At 62.7% G+C, this 15,778-nt stretch carries 16 protein-coding genes; 8 read left to right on the top strand and 8 right to left on the bottom strand.

Annotated features, from left to right (window positions below):
* Positions 1-65: 65 nt before the first annotated feature.
* The 7 genes from GR212_RS08810 to GR212_RS08780 all read right to left on the bottom strand — a co-directional run bounded on the left by GR212_RS08810 (position 66) and on the right by GR212_RS08780 (position 9,819).
* Entirely contained in the window at positions 66-521 is a 456-nt protein-coding gene (locus tag GR212_RS08810; protein ID WP_163986109.1) for a DUF983 domain-containing protein, read from the bottom strand.
* Positions 522-554: 33 nt separating this feature from the next.
* Complete coding sequence (rnr, locus tag GR212_RS08805) at positions 555-2,933, bottom strand: ribonuclease R (RefSeq protein WP_163986108.1); 2,379 nt, start codon at positions 2,931-2,933, stop codon at positions 555-557.
* A complete protein-coding gene (gene topA, locus GR212_RS08800) occupies positions 2,930-5,602 on the bottom strand; it encodes a type I DNA topoisomerase (protein ID WP_163986329.1) in 2,673 nt (890 codons plus the stop codon). Before topA ends, rnr begins: the two co-directional genes overlap by 4 nt.
* A 175-nt stretch (positions 5,603-5,777) precedes the next feature.
* On the bottom strand, positions 5,778-6,926 hold the full coding sequence (dprA, locus tag GR212_RS08795; RefSeq protein WP_163986107.1) for a DNA-processing protein DprA: 1,149 nt from the start codon (positions 6,924-6,926) through the stop codon (positions 5,778-5,780).
* Positions 6,926-7,546: a glycerol-3-phosphate 1-O-acyltransferase PlsY gene (gene plsY, locus GR212_RS08790; RefSeq protein ID WP_348643453.1), complete on the bottom strand. Its 621-nt coding sequence runs from the start codon at positions 7,544-7,546 to the stop codon at positions 6,926-6,928. Before plsY ends, dprA begins: the two co-directional genes overlap by 1 nt.
* A gap of 30 nt (positions 7,547-7,576) precedes the next feature.
* Entirely contained in the window at positions 7,577-8,866 is a 1,290-nt protein-coding gene (locus GR212_RS08785; RefSeq protein WP_163986105.1) for a dihydroorotase, read from the bottom strand.
* Entirely contained in the window at positions 8,863-9,819 is a 957-nt protein-coding gene (locus tag GR212_RS08780; protein WP_113351558.1) for an aspartate carbamoyltransferase catalytic subunit, read from the bottom strand. The genes GR212_RS08785 and GR212_RS08780 overlap by 4 nt, the downstream gene beginning before the upstream one ends.
* Positions 9,820-10,004: 185 nt before the next feature.
* On the opposite strand from GR212_RS08780, the gene GR212_RS08775 reads away from it, so the two are divergent.
* The 7 genes from GR212_RS08775 (at position 10,005) to GR212_RS08750 (ending at position 14,342) form a co-directional block, all read left to right on the top strand.
* A complete protein-coding gene (locus GR212_RS08775; RefSeq protein ID WP_163986104.1) occupies positions 10,005-11,663 on the top strand; it encodes an acyl-CoA dehydrogenase family protein in 1,659 nt (552 codons plus the stop codon).
* 82 nt (positions 11,664-11,745) lie between these two features.
* On the top strand, positions 11,746-11,991 hold the full coding sequence (locus GR212_RS08770; RefSeq protein ID WP_163986103.1) for a type II toxin-antitoxin system ParD family antitoxin: 246 nt from the start codon (positions 11,746-11,748) through the stop codon (positions 11,989-11,991).
* Positions 11,981-12,280: a type II toxin-antitoxin system RelE/ParE family toxin gene (locus tag GR212_RS08765; RefSeq protein ID WP_163986102.1), complete on the top strand. Its 300-nt coding sequence runs from the start codon at positions 11,981-11,983 to the stop codon at positions 12,278-12,280. Before GR212_RS08770 ends, GR212_RS08765 begins: the two co-directional genes overlap by 11 nt.
* A gap of 50 nt (positions 12,281-12,330) precedes the next feature.
* On the top strand, positions 12,331-12,948 hold the full coding sequence (locus tag GR212_RS08760) for a GNAT family N-acetyltransferase (RefSeq protein WP_163986101.1): 618 nt from the start codon (positions 12,331-12,333) through the stop codon (positions 12,946-12,948).
* Between the two features lie 104 nt (positions 12,949-13,052).
* Positions 13,053-13,709, top strand: coding sequence for a TetR/AcrR family transcriptional regulator (locus tag GR212_RS08755; protein ID WP_163986100.1), 657 nt, complete (start codon positions 13,053-13,055; stop codon positions 13,707-13,709).
* 130 nt (positions 13,710-13,839) lie between these two features.
* Complete coding sequence (locus GR212_RS36805; RefSeq protein ID WP_204326325.1) at positions 13,840-14,013, top strand: hypothetical protein; 174 nt, start codon at positions 13,840-13,842, stop codon at positions 14,011-14,013.
* Positions 14,010-14,342 (top strand): DUF6105 family protein, encoded by a 333-nt coding sequence (locus GR212_RS08750; protein WP_163986099.1) that lies wholly within the window; start codon positions 14,010-14,012, stop codon positions 14,340-14,342. The genes GR212_RS36805 and GR212_RS08750 overlap by 4 nt, the downstream gene beginning before the upstream one ends.
* On the opposite strand, the gene ruvX is transcribed toward GR212_RS08750, so the two are convergent.
* Positions 14,279-14,773, bottom strand: a complete 495-nt coding sequence (gene ruvX, locus GR212_RS08745; RefSeq protein ID WP_163986098.1) for a Holliday junction resolvase RuvX — start codon at positions 14,771-14,773, stop codon at positions 14,279-14,281. The genes GR212_RS08750 and ruvX overlap by 64 nt on opposite strands.
* 220 nt (positions 14,774-14,993) lie before the next feature.
* On the opposite strand from ruvX, the gene GR212_RS08740 reads away from it, so the two are divergent.
* A complete protein-coding gene (locus tag GR212_RS08740) occupies positions 14,994-15,704 on the top strand; it encodes a metal-dependent hydrolase (RefSeq protein ID WP_163986097.1) in 711 nt (236 codons plus the stop codon).
* Positions 15,705-15,778 lie beyond the last annotated feature (74 nt).

Here is a 15,778-nt window from a genome sequence, read left to right as displayed (position 1 = left end):
GGCGTAATGCGCCGAGGCACTTTCCGTCCTCGACTGAGGCAGGCAGCATACGGCTGAAAGCATGGTCACGAACGGCCATTTCCCTGATCCCACTCCTCCGGGCTGTCGTCGTGACCACCGAAGCCATGCATGCGCAGAGCCCATTGCAGGCCGATGACACCGCCCTTGATCGGCTGGATGATCGCAAGCGCTGCGATGACGGTGAGGGGCGCCCAGATGACGAAATGCGCCCAGAGCGGCAGTTTGAAGGTCATGTCCGTCAACATGTAGCCGCCAACGATAATGTGCCCGAGAACCAGGATCACCAGATAGGGGGGCAGATCGTCGGCTCGTTGATGGGAAATATCCTCGCCGCATACGGCACAGTGATCGACCGGCTTCAGGAAGGCCTGGAAAAGCCTGCCGGTGCCGCAGCGCGGGCAGCGATTCAACATGCCACGGGCAATGGAGCGCCCGACCGGACGCTCGCTTTCGTCGGCGTCACCGAAGCGGATGGGGGAGTCGGATGGGTTGCCCGTCATGAATGCTCTTCCTCCCTGCCGGCAGCCGCCCTTTTACCTGCGGCCGCGTGGCGGTCTCGTGCCCGGCGTCTTGCGGGCCTGGTTCTTGTTGCGGCGGGTCGCCTTGTGGAAGGAGCGCACCGCCGTCGGCATGGGCTTTCCCTCGCTCAGCATTTCGAAGCGCAGCGCCCCGGCAAGCGGCACGGCTTCCGCCAGCCTCACGGTCACATCGTCGCCGAGACGATAGCCGAGCCCCGTTCTTTCGCCCGTCAGCGCCTGATGCGCCTCGTCATAGATGAAATAATCAGTACCGAGCGTAGATATAGGGATGAAACCGTCAGCACCATAGTCCGGAAGAGTGACAAAAAGTCCCGACTTGGTGACACCGCCGACGCGCGCCTCGAATTCCGCACCGACGCGACCGGCAAGATGGTGGGCGATCAGCCGGTCCACCGTCTCGCGTTCAGCCGCCATGGCGCGACGCTCGAAGGTCGAGATTTCAGCGGCGATATCGTCGAGCGATGCCTCTTCGTCCGGCGTGATCCCGCCTTCGCCGAGGCCGAGCGAGCCCACGAGCGCGCGATGCACGATCAGATCGGCGTAGCGGCGGATCGGCGAGGTGAAATGGGCATACTTCATCAGGTTCAGGCCGAAATGCCCGATATTGTCGGGGCTGTAGATCGCCTGGCTCTGCGAGCGCAGCACCATCTCGTTGACCATGGTCTGATGCGGCGTGCCCTCGGCCTTCGCCAGGATGCCGTTGAAGCTGTTGGCGCGGACATTGCCGCCCTTGCCGAGCGATATGCCGAGCGTCGCCAGGAATTCGCGCAGCACTTCCTGCTTGGCGAGCGTGGGGCCATCATGGATGCGGTAGATGAGGGCCTGCTTCTTCTTTTCCAGCGTCTCGGCGGCGGCGACGTTCGCCTGGATCATCATCTCTTCGATGAGCTTGTGCGCATCGAGCCGCGGCGGCACGATAACACTGTCGACCGTGCCGTCCGGCTTCAGCAGGATCTTGCGTTCCGGCATGTCGAGCTCGAGCGGCTGGCGCCGCTCGCGGCCCTTCTTCAGGATCTCGTAGGCGTGCCAGAGAGGCTTCAGAATCTGTTCCAGCATCGGCCCGGTCTTGTCGTCGGGTTTGCCGTCGATGGCCGCCTGCGCCTGCTGATAGGAAAGCTTGGCCGCGCTCTTCATCATCACGCGATGGAAGGTATGGCCGGCCTTGCGTCCCTCACGGGAAAAGATCATCCGCACGGCGAGGGCAGGGCGATCGACGCCTTCCTTCAGCGAGCAGAGATCGTTGGAGATGCGCTCGGGTAGCATCGGTACGACGCGATCCGGAAAATAGACCGAATTGCCGCGCTTCAGTGCCTCGCGGTCGAGCGGCGAGTTCGGGCGCACATACCAGGAAACGTCGGCGATGGCGACGGTGACGATCACGCCGTCCGGATTGTCGGGCGAGGGGTCCATTTCGGCGTAAACCGCGTCGTCATGGTCCTTGGCGTCGGCCGGATCGATGGTGATCAGCGGCAGGCTGCGCCAGTCCTCGCGATGCGACATCGTCGCGGGCTTGGCCGCGTCGGCCTCCGCGATCACGGCGGCAGGGAATACATGCGGAATGCCATGGGCGTAGATGGCGATCATCGAGATCGCCTTTTCGGACGCGACAGAGCCGACGACGGAGAGAACCTTGGCGCGCGCCAGTCCGAAGCGACCGAGGCGGGCCACCTCGACTTCCACCAGATCGCCGTCCTTGGCGCCGCCGGTATAGTCGGGATCGATCACCATCTCTTCGCCGCGCCGCTCGATCGGCATCAGGCGGCCGCCACCACCCGGGGTCTCGCGAAAGACGCCCATGGAGGCGCCCTGCCGCTTGTCGATGACCTTGATGATGCGCGCGGTGTAGGCCGGGCCGCCGCGATCGACCGCCGGAAATATCTTGGCAAGGATGCGGTCGCCCATGCCGGCGACGGGCGCCTTGCCCTTGCCGTTGCGGCCGGCGGAGGAAGAGGATTGCTTGATCATCACGGCCGGCGCGACGCCACTTTCCTCAGCCCATTCGGCCGGGCGGCCGATCAGCATGCCGTCCTTGTCGCGTGTCGTGATATCGAGAACGGCGATCGGCGGCAGTGCGCCCGGGCGGATGAGCGATTTGCGGCTCTTCTGCACCATGCCGTCTTCTTCGAGTTCGCGCAGCAGGTTCTTGAGCGCGACGCGGCTCTCGCCCTTCAAACCGAAGGCCCTTGCAAGCTCGCGTTTGGAAGCCTGCTCCGGATGATCGGCAATGAAGCGCAGGATGACTTCGCGTGGCGGCAGCGTGCCGTGAACGATTGCCATCATCGGTTCGGCGTCGCCGCCGGGCTTACCGGCGCGGCCGGGCTTGCCGGAACGTCGTTCCGACGATGGATTCCTGCCGCGCGGTTCTCTGCTCACTCTGCACTCTTCTTTTTCGCTGTCGCCTTGGCCGCGGGCTTCTTTGCAGCAGCCTTGGGCTTGGCGGTCGTCTTCGTTGCTTTCGCACCGGCTGCCGCGGCCTTTGCCTTGGCGGGTGCCTTCTTGGTCGTGCCGCCGCTCTTGCCGGCCTTTGCCGCGATCAGAACCAGAGCTTCCTCGACCGTGATCGCCTGCGGGTCCGTGCCCTTCGGCAGAGTGGCGTTGACCTTGCCCCAGTTGACATAGGGGCCGTATTTGCCGTCGCGAACGGTGATCGAGCCGCCGCCATCCGGATGCGCGCCGAGATCCTTCAGCGCCGCCGGTGTGCCGCCGCGTGCTCCGCCACCCGCCTTGCTCTGCTTTTCGGCAAGCACGGTCACCGCCCGGTTCAGGCCGACGGTGAACACGTCTTCGACGGTCTCGAGATTGGCATAGCTGCCGTCATGCAGCAGGAACGGACCGTAGCGTCCGATGCCGGACGAGATCATCTTGCCGCTTTCCGGATGCTTGCCGATGTCGCGTGGCAGCGAGATCAGCGCCATTGCCTTCTCATAATCGATATCCTCTGGCTTCCAGCCCTTCGGCAGCGAGGCACGCTTGGCCTCCTTGCCGTCGCCGCGCTGGATATAAGGCCCAAAGCGGCCGGAGCGTAGCGTCAGCTCTTCGCCGGTCACAGGATCGGCGCCGAGCGCCTTCGGCTCGTTCAATCCGTTGGATTCGGCCTCCGCGCCGCCCTCGGAAGAAAGCTGGCGGGTATAGTTGCATTCCGGATAGTTCGAGCAGCCGACGAACGCGCCGTATTTGCCGAGCTTCAGCGAGAGGTTGCCGGTGCCGCACACCTGGCAGATGCGCGGGTCGCTGCCGTCTTCACGCTTCGGGAAGACGAGCGGGGCGAGCGTCTCGTTCAGCGCGTCGAGAACGTTGGTGACGCGCAGCTCCTTGGTGTCTTCGATCTGGGCGAAGAAGTCACGCCAGAAATCGCGCAGCACGTCCTTCCAGTTCAGCTCGCCGGCGGAGATGCGGTCGAGCTTTTCTTCCAGATCGGCCGTGAAATCATATTCCACGTATTTGGTGAAGAAGCTTTCGAGGAAGGCCGTCACCAGCCGGCCTTTGGCCTGCGGCAGCAGCTTGCGCTTGTCGATCGTCACATAATCGCGGTCACGCAGCGTCGCGAGCGTCGCGGCATAGGTCGACGGACGGCCGATGCCGAGTTCTTCCATCTTCTTGATGAGTGACGCTTCCGAATAGCGCGGCGGCGGTTCGGTGAAGTGCTGCGTCGAATTGATCTTCTGCTTGGCGAGATTTTCGCGTGCGTTGATCTCCGGCAGACGGCCATCTTCGTCGTCGGCATCGTCGCTCTGCTCGCCGTCTTCCTTCTGGTCGGTATAGGCGGCAATGAAGCCATCGAAGCGGATCACGGAGCCGACGGCGCGCAGGCCGGCCTTCTGGCCGGCATTGTCGGCAAGAATCTCGACGGTGGTGCGCTCTATCTCGGCGGAGGCCATCTGGCTGGCGATGCCGCGCTTCCAGATCAGGTCGTAGAGTCTCAGCTGATCGGCATCGAGGAATTTGCGGACGCGGTCCGGCGTGCGATCGAAATCCGTCGGGCGAATCGCTTCGTGCGCTTCCTGGGCGTTCTTCGCCTTGGTCGAATAGAAGCGGGCCTTCTCCGGCAGGTAGCGGTTGCCGAACTGGTCGGCGATGGCATGCCGTGCCGCCTCGATCGCTTCTGGCGCCATCTGTACGCCGTCTGTACGCATATAGGTGATGAGGCCGACGGTTTCGCCGCCGATGTCGACGCCTTCATAGAGCTTCTGCGCCACCTGCATGGTGCGCGAAGCCGAGAAGCCCAGCTTGGAGGAGGCTGCCTGCTGCAGCGTGGATGTGGTGAAGGGCGGGCTTGGATTGCGCTTGACCGGCTTTGCCTCGACGCTGTCGACGACATAGGCGGCGCCTTCCAGCAACGCCTTCAGCTTGCCGGCATCTTCGCCGTTGCCGATCGCGCGTGGCTGCAGACGCTTGCCGTCGGCCGATACGAGGCGCGCCTCGAATTCATCGCCGCGCGGCGTCTTCAGGATCGCCGAAAGATTCCAGTATTCTTCCGAGATGAAGCGCTCGATCTCGGATTCGCGGTCGCAGACCAGACGGAGCGCGACGGACTGCACGCGGCCGGCCGAGCGGGCGCCGGGCAGCTTGCGCCACAGCACCGGCGACAGGTTGAAGCCGACGAGATAATCGAGGGCGCGGCGGGCGAGGTAGGCATCGACCAGCGGCACGTCGATGTCGCGCGGGTCGGCCATGGCGTCGAGCACGGCCTTCTTGGTAATGGCGTTGAAGACGACGCGCTTCACCGGCTTGCCGTTGATGACGCGCTTCTTGTTGAGCAGGTCGAGCACATGCCAGGAGATCGCTTCACCCTCGCGATCCGGGTCGGTTGCGAGAAACAGGCCGTCGGAGGATTTCACCGCGTCGGCGATGTCCTTCATGCGCTTTTGCGAAGCGCCGTCGACTTCCCACAGCATTTCGAAATCCTGGTCCGGCAGCACCGAGCCGTCTTTGGCGGGCAGGTCGCGCACATGGCCAAAGGAAGCAAGAACCTTATATCCGGGTCCCAGATATTTATTGATTGTCTTGGCCTTGGCAGGCGATTCCACCACTACAACGTTCATCATTAAGTCTCTGAATACGAGGTCGCGCCGAGATAAAGGCGCGGGAGATACCGGTTTTTCCGGCTTCCCGGCCTTCCGACATGGACAGGGAATTCGTCGCGGTCAAGAGGCGATGGCAATTTTTGCGCTTGGCGCGACGATGCGATGCTTAGAATTGGTATGCGTGTCACAGTTTTCAATCCAGCATGGAGATCGACACAAGTCCGCCGGGATGGCGGTGCAGCCGGCCGGCCATGTCCAATTCGAGAAGGATGGAATGAACAGCCGATATCGGCAGGCCGGTGTGACGCACGATATCGTCGATCTCGACCGGTGTCGGCCCGAGCGCTTCGACGATATGGTCGCGCTCTGCGTCGTCCGGCGGTGTGGAAAGCGGCTTGCTCCTTTCGACGGGTGCTTCGGCCGGGCGCGGACGAAAGAGGTCCGGTTCGGCGAGCGGTCGCAGTGCCTCGACGATATCGTCCGGCCTCGTCACGATCATCGCGCCGTCCTTGAGCAGGCCGTTGGTGCCTTCGCAGCGCGGATCGAGCGGTGAACCGGGAACGGCGAAAACGAGCCTGCCGAATTCTCCGGCAAGGCGCGCCGTTATCAGCGAGCCGGAGCGGGTCGCCGCTTCAACGACCACGACACCGAGCGAAATACCGGCGATCAGCCGGTTGCGGCGCGGAAAGTCGCGCGCCCTGGGTTCCCAGCCGAACGGCATTTCGCTGACGGCGAGCCCGCTGCCGTCCCAGATTTCGTTGAGCAGTCCGATATTTTCAGGCGGATAAGGCTTGTCGAGCCCGCCGGCCATGGCGGCAATCGTACCCGTCGCAAGGCTGGCGCGATGGGCCGCGGTATCGATGCCGCGTGCCAGGCCGGAGACCACGGCATAACCGGCCTCGCCGCAGACGCGCGCGATCATGGCCGTGAATTTGACACCGCTGATCGAGGCGTTGCGCGATCCGACCATGCCGATGGCCGGGCGTGTCGCGGTCGGCATGTTGCCCTTGACGGCGAGGAGTGGCGGAGCGCCGTCGATTTCCCGCAAGGCCGGCGGATAATCCGGCTCGCCGATGCCGACGAAGCGTGCTCCGAAGCGATGTGCCGTCTCCAGTTCCCGAAGAGCGTCGCGTTCATCGGCGATGCGGACCACGCGCGTCGAGCCGCCGCGCTGCGAAAGCTCCGGTAGCATGGCAAGGGCCGCTTCAGCCGAACCGTAGTGATGGATGAGATCGCGAAAGGTGGACGGGCCGACATTGTCGGAGCGGATGAGCCTGAGCCAGGCGATCCTTTGTTTTTCGGTCAGCGCAACTCCGGTCCGTCTTGCGCTGCCTGTGTCCATTATCCCTTCGCTCCGATCTTGCCTTCCGTTCCGGCGGTCAGCCGGGCAATATTGGCCCTGTGCTTGTACCAGGAGATGACGGTCATCAGCGCCATCACGGCGGCGATCTTGTCGACGCCCAATATCCACAATACAACCGGGATGACAAGAGTTGCAACCAGCGCGGAAAGCGAGGAGTAGCGGGTGGTGAAGGCGATGACCAGCCAGATGATGGCGAAAATCAGCGCCATCAGCGGCGCCAGTCCGAGCAGGATGCCGAGATAGGTCGCAACACCCTTGCCGCCCTTGAAGCCGATCCAGACCGGGAAGATGTGGCCGATGAAGGCGGCGAAACCGGCCAGAACGCCGGCATCCTCGCCGAAGAAATGCGCGACGATCAGGACGGCGGCCGTGCCCTTGAAGGCATCGAGCAGCAGCGTCGCCGCAGCGAGGCCCTTGTGGCCGGTGCGCAGCACGTTGGTCGCGCCGATGTTGCCGGAGCCGATGTTGCGCACATCTCCGAGCCCGGCCATGCGCGTCAGCAAGAGGCCGAATGGAATGGAGCCGAGCAGGTAGCCGATGACGAGGGCGGCTAGCACGGTCTGCGGGGTAAGCTGCCAAGTCCAGAAGTCCGCCATCACGTCTTATTCTCCATAAACTCCGGGCTCGCCCTAGAGGCTGTGAACCAGCTTGCCGGCGACATAGGTTGCAACCGCGCGGCCGCTCATTCTCGCATCTTCGAAGGGCGTATTCTTCGAGCGCGACAGAAGCATGTCTTTGGCGACAAGCCAAGGCTCGTCAAGATCGACAAGGGCGATATCCGCCTTGGCGCCGGGCTTCAGCGTACCGGCGGCGAGCCCGAAGATCTGCGCCGGCCGCGTCGAAAGTGCATCGACAAGGCGCATCAGGCCGACCTGGCCGCTGTGATAGAGCCGGAGTGCCGCCGGAAGCAGCGTTTCGAGCCCCACGGCACCGTCTTCTGCCTCTCCGAACGGCAGGCGTTTCGTATCGACGTCCTGCGGATCGTGCGAGGAGACGATGATGTCGATCGTGCCGTCCGCCAGCGCTTCGATCATGCCCATGCGGTCGTCCTCGGAGCGCAGCGGCGGATAGAGCTTGAAGAAGGTCCGGTATTCGCCGATGTCGTTCTCGTTGAGCGCGAGATTGTTGATCGAGATGCCGCAGGTGACCTTGGCGCCGCGCGAGCGGGCGAGGCGGATGGCTTCAGCCGATTCCGGCACCGAAACCATCGCGGCGTGATAGTGGCTGCGCGTCAGCGCGGCTATGCGCAGGTCACGCTCGAGCGGAATGAGCTCGGCTTCCTTCGGAATGCCCGACAGGCCGAGCCAGCTCGCCAGCAGGCCTTCATGCATGACGCCGTTTGCGCCGAGATATTTGTCGCGCGTCTCGCAGGAGATCACCGCGCCGAATTCTCGCGCATAGGTCATGATGCGACGCAGGACCTGCGTGTCGTGGACGCTGGAATGGGCGTCGGTGAAGACCACGGCGCCGGCTTCCCGCAGCAGGCCGATTTCGGTCATCTCTTCGCCCGCGAGGCCCTTGGTGAGGGCCGCCGCCGGATAGACATTGACGACCGCCGTATCGCGCGCCGTCTTGCTGACGAACTCGACCAGCGCGATATCGTCGATGACCGGATCCGTGTCCGGCATCATGATGAAGGAGGTGACGCCGCCGGCCGCTGCCGCACGGCTGGCGGAGGCGATCGTTTCGCGATGCTCGCCGCCGGGCTCACCGACATGGACGCGCGCATCGACCAGGCCGGGGATGGCAACGAGGCCGCTGCAATCGCGAACGGTCGCGCCCTTGGGAACGCCGTGGCTCTTGGCATCCTTGCCGGAGGCAACGATCACGCCGTCTTCCACGACGATGCTGCCGACCTCATCGAGATCGCGCGAGGGATCGATGATGCGGACGTTCTGGAGGACGATCGAGTTGGTCATGCGCCCACTCCCTCGGTGCGAGGTCCCTGGTTTTGCGAAACGAGCAGGGTCTCCATCACGGCCATGCGCACCGCGACACCCATCTCCACCTGTTCGGCGATGACGCTTTGCGGGCCGTCGGCGACTTCGGAGGCGATTTCCACCCCACGGTTCATCGGACCCGGATGCATGACGAGCGCATCCTCCTTGGCGACCTTGAGCGTTTCGGCGTCGAGCCCGTAGAAGTGATAGTATTCGCGGACCGAGGGCACGAAGGCGCCGGACATGCGCTCGCGCTGCAGCCGCAGCATCATGACGACGTCGGCGTCCTTCAGCCCTTCCTTCATCGAATGGAAGACTTCGACGCCCATGTCGGCGATGCCGGCCGGCAGCAGCGTGGCGGGGGCGACGACGCGGACGCGCGCGCCCATGGCATTCAGAAGCAGGATGTTGGAGCGGGCAACGCGCGAATGCAGCACATCGCCGCAGATGGCGACGATGATGCGCGAAAGCTTGCCCTTGGCGCGGCGGATCGTCAGCGCGTCGAGCAGGGCCTGCGTCGGATGCTCGTGCTGGCCGTCGCCGGCATTGACTACGGAGCAGGAAACCTTCTGCGCCAGCAGCGCGGCAGCGCCCGCGCTCGAATGGCGAATGACAAGCACGTCGGGCCGCATGGCATTCAGCGTCATCGCCGTATCGATCAGCGTCTCGCCCTTTTTGACCGAGGAATTGCCGACCGACATGTTCATCACATCGGCGCCAAGCCGTTTGCCGGCCAGCTCGAAGGAGGATTGCGTGCGCGTCGAGGCTTCGAAGAAGAGGTTGATTTGCGTCAGCCCGCGAAGCGTGGATGTCTTTTTTTCGCGCTGGCGGCTGATCTTGACCGCCTCGTCGGCCTTGTCGAGAAGATAGGTGATATCTTGTTCGGTGAGGCCTTTGATGCCGATGAGGTGGCGGTGGGGAAAGAAGACCATGGACCTGCCCTCTGGATTTCGTCAGGCGGTCTATAAAGAGGGAGCGCCCACGGGGCAAGCGGGGGCGTGCGCCGAGCCCGTTTGTTCCCCATGCAATTTCGCCCGAATCCCGCTACAGGAGCTATGCTGTTGGGAGATATAACTTCCAGTTTCCCTTTGCTACCTTCTTGCTCTACAAGCGATTCATGACCCAAGCGACCCGGACTGACGACCCTTTTGCCGACCTGAACCAGCCGAGCCTCTGGACCGGCATCAATGCCTATCGTTCCGATCCGCTGATCGTCGATCTCACCTCCGGCCTGCCGCGTTCGACGCGTGAAGAGCTGGAGCAGCATGGTCGTTTCGTCACCTCGCACGAGGCACAGGAACTGGCGCGCATGGCGAACCAGGGCGCGCCGCAGCTTCGCACCCACGGCCCGCGTGGCGAGCGCCTGGATGTCGTCGAATTTCACCCGGCCTGGCATGCGCTGATGCGCCGCTCCATGGCGATGGGCCTGCATTCCTCGATCTGGGATGCGCAGGCCGATCCGGAAGCGAAAGGCCAGTCGCACAAGGTGCGCGCCGCCCGCTTCTATCTGACGGCCCAGCTCGAATGCGGCCATCTCTGCCCGTTGACCATGACCAGCGCTTCGGTGGCGGCGATGATGGCCTCGCCGGCCGTGCAGAAGGACTGGGCGCCGAAAATTCTCTCGCGCAAGTACGATTCGTCCAACAAGCCCGCCATGCAGAAGAGTGCCGTTACCATCGGCATGGGCATGACGGAAAAGCAGGGCGGCACGGATGTCCGCGCCAACAGGACGAGCGCCGACAAGGTCAGCGAGGGCATATACCGGCTTTCGGGCCACAAGTGGTTCATGTCGGCGCCGATGAGCGATGCCTTCATCATGCTCGCCCAGACCAAGGACGGCATGGGCTGCTTCCTCGTGCCGCGTCTGCTGGAGGATGGCTCGGCGAACGGCCTGCATTTCCAGCGGCTGAAGGACAAGCTCGGCAACCGCTCGAACGCCTCCTCGGAAGTCGAGTTCACCGACACGTTCGGCTTCCTGCTCGGCGCGCCCGATGCCGGCATCCGCACCATCCTCGACATGGTGACGCTGACGCGGCTCGATTGCGCGCTGGCCTCTGCCGGTATCATGCGCGCGTCGCTGGCCGAAGCCGTGCATCACGCACGCGGCCGCAGCGTTTTCGGCAAGATGCTGGTCAACCAGCCGATCATGACGCGCGTGCTCGCCGACATGGCGCTCGATGTCGCCGCGGCGACGGCACTTGCCTTCCGTCTCGCCGAAGCCTTCGACAAGGCCAGCGGCAGCAGCGAGGATGCGGCCTATGCCCGCGTCATGACGCCCGTTGCCAAATACTGGTGCTGCAAGATCGCGCCGGCGCTGATCTATGAAGCCATGGAGTGCATCGGCGGCAGCGGTTACATCGAGGAACGCCCGATCGCCCGCCATTATCGGGAAGCCCCCGTCAACGCGATCTGGGAAGGCTCCGGCAATGTCATGGCGCTCGATGTGCTGCGCGTGCTGAACCGGGGCAAGGACCTGTTCGAGACCGTCTTTGCCGGTCTTGCCCGCGATCTCGGTCCGGCCGGCAAGAAGACCATCGATGTGCTGCGTGCCGCCATGGCGCTTTGCGAGCAGGACGAGGGTGCCGCCCGCCTGCTGGTCGAACAGATGGCGCTCGCGGCCGGCGCCGCCGAGCTCTATCGCCTCGGAGCCGGCAAGATCGCCGACGCCTTCATCGAAACGCGTCTGGCCGGCGGCTGGCGCGCGACCTACGGCATGCTCGATTCGCGCTTTGACGCCAGCTACATCGTCGATCTGCTTTATCCGCCGGCGACCTAGGTTGCGCGGTTTCCGCAGATTTTGGCCGCATTGATGTGATACCAACCGATATTATATATTGGTATCGACGCAGGAGGTTTCGATGGCTCGTAACACGTCCGTTTCGCTTGGCGACCATTTTAGCGCCTTCATTGAAGCTCAGATTCAGACAGGCCGATATGGTTCCGCTAGTGACGTTGTCCGTGCGGGTTTGCGTCTTCTGGAAGAGCACGAAGCCAAGGTAAAGTCTCTCCAGGACGCGCTGATTGCCGGCGAGGCGTCCGGGCAGCCGGCTTCCTTCGACAATGCTGCGTTCGTGAAGCGGATGCGTGCGACATATGGCGAATAAGCAGCGCCGCTACGCCTTATCTCCGCTTGCCGAGAGAGACCTTGAGGACATTTGGCGATATACCGTCGAGCGCTGGTCGGTAAAACAGGCGGAAACCTATCATGCAGAGGTCATTAGGTCATTCGAAGGATTGGCATCCGGTCTAAATATCGGCCGTCGCGCTGATGTTCGTGAAGGCTATTTCAAATATATCGTTGGTTCCCATGTCATTTACTATCTCTTGCAGGATTCGCAGATCGCTATCATCCGTGTGCTGCACAAGCGGATGGATGTAAATCGACACCTCTGAAAAGACGTCTGAAGTTCAATCGGCTGAAAGGCCTGTATCCAGAGGCCGTCATGATCAATCTTCGCCAAGTGCGCTCGAAAGACATCGACCAGCTCTACGCCATTTCGCTGGCAACGGGCGATGCCGGCAAGGATGCGGCGCCGTTGCATCGCGACGGCCGCCTGATCGGGCATATCTATTCCGCGCCTTACGCCACGCTTCATCCCGAGCTGGTTTTTGTCGCCGAGGATGACGAGGGCGTCATTGGCTATATTTCCGGTGCCTTCGACACGATTGCCTTCGATGAGCGGCTGGAGCGCGAATGGTGGCCGCAACTGCGTCGGCTCTATCCCGATCCGCAAGGCGATCTGGCTCTCTGGGATGCGGACCAGAAGCGGATATCGGCGATCCATCATCCGAAGCAGGCGCCCGCGTTCTTGATCGAGCGGTTCCCCGCACATATTCATATGAACCTGCTGCCGCGAGCACAGGGCAAGGGTATCGGCACCGCACTCCTCGATCGGTGGATCGCTAACGCCCGGACCAACGGTGTCACAGGCATCCATCTCGGCGCCAACGCCGGCAACCGCGGTGCCGTCCGATTCTGGTCGTCGCGCGGTTTCGTGCCCGTGGAACTCCCTGCGGGTCTGGTGTCCGAAACCACTGTGTGGTTTGGTCGGTCTCTCTAATCTGTGGATTCGCGGGTTTTGACGGGCTCGCATCCTGGCATCTTTGTTGTTTGAGGCCGCCTGGCCTGCTATTCACCGCCCGGTGACAGATTGGAGTCGAGTCGATGGCCGTCGCAAACGCTGCCGTGAAAATCCCCTTGGACGTGCCTGTCGTGGAAAAGCGCGTGCGCAATCGCGCCGCAACCCAGCAGGCGATCCTCGATGCCGCCAAGCGGCTTCTGGCGGAGGAGGGGTTCCAGAATTTCGGTATCAATGCGGTCGCCCGCGGCGCCGGCTGCGACAAGCAGCTGATCTATCGCTACTACGGCGGTCTCGACGGCCTCGTCGAAGCGATCGGCACGGATCTCGGCAGCTGGGTGGCGGATCGCATTCCCGACGATACCGGCGGCATGTTCCTGCTGACCTACGGCGACCTGATGGAGAGGCTCTCGCTTCTGTTTCTCGATGCGCTGCGTGCCGACCCCCTGATGCGCCGCATCGTCGCCTGGGAAGTTTCCGAAAGCAGCGAGCAGGTTCGCCGGCTGTCGGAGGCGCGCTCCAAGGCGCTGGCCGGCTGGATCGAGCGCATGCGGGGCTCGCTGGTGCCCCCCAAGGGCGTCGATGCGCAGGCGGTCAACGCCATGATTTTTGCGGCCATCCAGCATATCGTGCTGGCTTCGGCCGTCAGCGATCAATGCGCCGGTCTTGCCTTGAAAAACTCAAAGGACTGGGAGAAGGCGGCAACGGCTTTGAAGCGCATCGTGCGCGGCGTCTACGGCTGACGGCGGTGCTTCGGCAGGGGATATCCACAAGCCTGCTCGGCCGTTAACCTTAACAAATGGTTTACATTGCGCCGCAACGGTTAACTCGTCACTGTGAAAAGACGAATAGTTAACCATCAAGCGTGCAGCCATGGGGTTGAGACCCGCAAAATTGGTGTTTCTTGTCATGGCGATGATGTTCTTCGCCGTGCTCGCACTAGATATAACGCTGCCCGCTGTGGTGTTGAGCGCCATGGCATTGTCGAACTGGCTCGTCCTGTCGGCTGGCACGACGCAATATCCGCGTCGAAGAGGTACCGCATGAAGTGGTTGTTGATTTGCTGGGCCGCCCCCGTCTCGTTTCTCGGGGCATGGTACTATTTGTCGTACTACGACATGAGCTTCGGCATCTTCATGCTGACGCGGCAGATGCATGATCTGGTGTTTGCCATCTACGGCAAGGTCCTCGGCATTCCGCCGGAAACCATCCCGCCGCTCGTCGCGCGCGCCATTGCCTTCGACAGCCTGCTGGTATTCGCGATCTTCGGTTTTCGTCGCCGTGCCGCCATCATGGGCTGGTGGCGCCGCCGTCAGGCATCGAGATCGGGCAAGGTCTCCCTGCCGAGCGCCGACAGCCTGTCCAAGGCTCCCTGAAGAATGAAGCTGGCGGCGGCCGAGTCGATGCGCTCGGCGCGTTTGGCCCGCGAGACGTCCATTTCCAGCAGAGCCCGCTCGGCCGCAACGGTCGACAGCCGCTCGTCCCAGAAGACGAAGGGCAGGGCGGTCTTTTCCGACATGCTGCGCACGAAGGCGCGAGTCGCCTGGACGCGCGGGCCCGAAGAGCCATCCATGTTGACGGGCAACCCTATGACGAAGGCCGCGACCTTTTCCTTCCCGGCAAAGGCGAGCAGCGTTTCCGCATCCTGAGTGAACTTCACACGCTTGATCACCGGGCGCGGGGTCGCAAAGCGCCGTCCGAGATCGGACATGGCGAGCCCGATGGTCTTCGTGCCGAGGTCGAGGCCGGCAATCGGCTGGCCGGGCAGAAGCATCACGGCTAGGTCTTCGATGGTCAACGTCGTCATCGGGGTCTCGCTCTCGTCAAAACAAATTGAAGTCAAAGCCGCTTTTCTTTGCAGCGGTTTGAGATATCTCCTAGAGCATTTCCAGCAAAAGCGCACAGCGGTTTTGCGTCCGGAGATGCGGAAGAACAAACAGATAGGGCGTTTCCACTGGCTTGGCTCCAACCGGAAACGCTCTGGACATCGGCCTTCCTTTTCAAATCAAGCATTAAGGAGAAATCCAATGAAGATCACCTGGCTCGGCCATTCCGCGTTTCGCATCGAAACGGGCAAGGCAAAAATACTGATCGATCCTTTCCTCAGCTACAATTCTTCCTTTGCCGCCGCCGGTCTCAATCTCAAGGACGTTGCCGCCGGCGTGACCCACATCCTCTTGACGCACGGTCATGCCGACCATGTCGGCGATGCGGTTCAGATCGCCAAGGATACCGGCGCGGTCGTTCTCGCCAATGCCGATCTCGCTTCCTGGCTCGGCACCAAGGGCGTGGAGAAGCTGGAAATGGGCAATACCGGCGGCACCGTCGGCCTCGGCGGTTTCTCGGCCACCTTTACCAACGCTCTGCATTCCTCCGCACAGATCACCGAGGATGGCGTTTCCCACGCGCTCGGCAATCCGAACGGCCTGATGCTGCATTTCGATGACGAGCCGACGCTGTTCCATATGGGCGATACCGACATCTTCTCGGATATGGGCCTCATCAACGAACTGCATCAGCCCGATATCGGCATCCTGCCGATCGGCGACCGCTTCACCATGGGCGGCGCGGTGGCCGCGCTCGCCTGCCAGCGCTTCTTCAACTTCAAGACCGCCATTCCCTGCCACTACGGCACTTTCCCGATCATCGACCAGACGCCGGAAAAGTTCATCGCCGGCATGGAAGGCTCGAAGACCGCGGTTGCGGCACCGAAGGTGGGCGAGAGCGTTTCTGCCTAACGATACCCGTTGCGTATGGCGGGCATGGCCTTTATAGCGAGTGTGAAAAATACCTACCTGCAATGTAGGTAAAA

The sequence above is a fragment of the Martinezella lusitana genome, assembly GCF_010668395.1.
Taxonomy (GTDB): Bacteria; Pseudomonadota; Alphaproteobacteria; order Rhizobiales; family Rhizobiaceae; genus Rhizobium; species Rhizobium lusitanum_A.
This window is presented reverse-complemented; position numbering and strand designations above follow the sequence as displayed.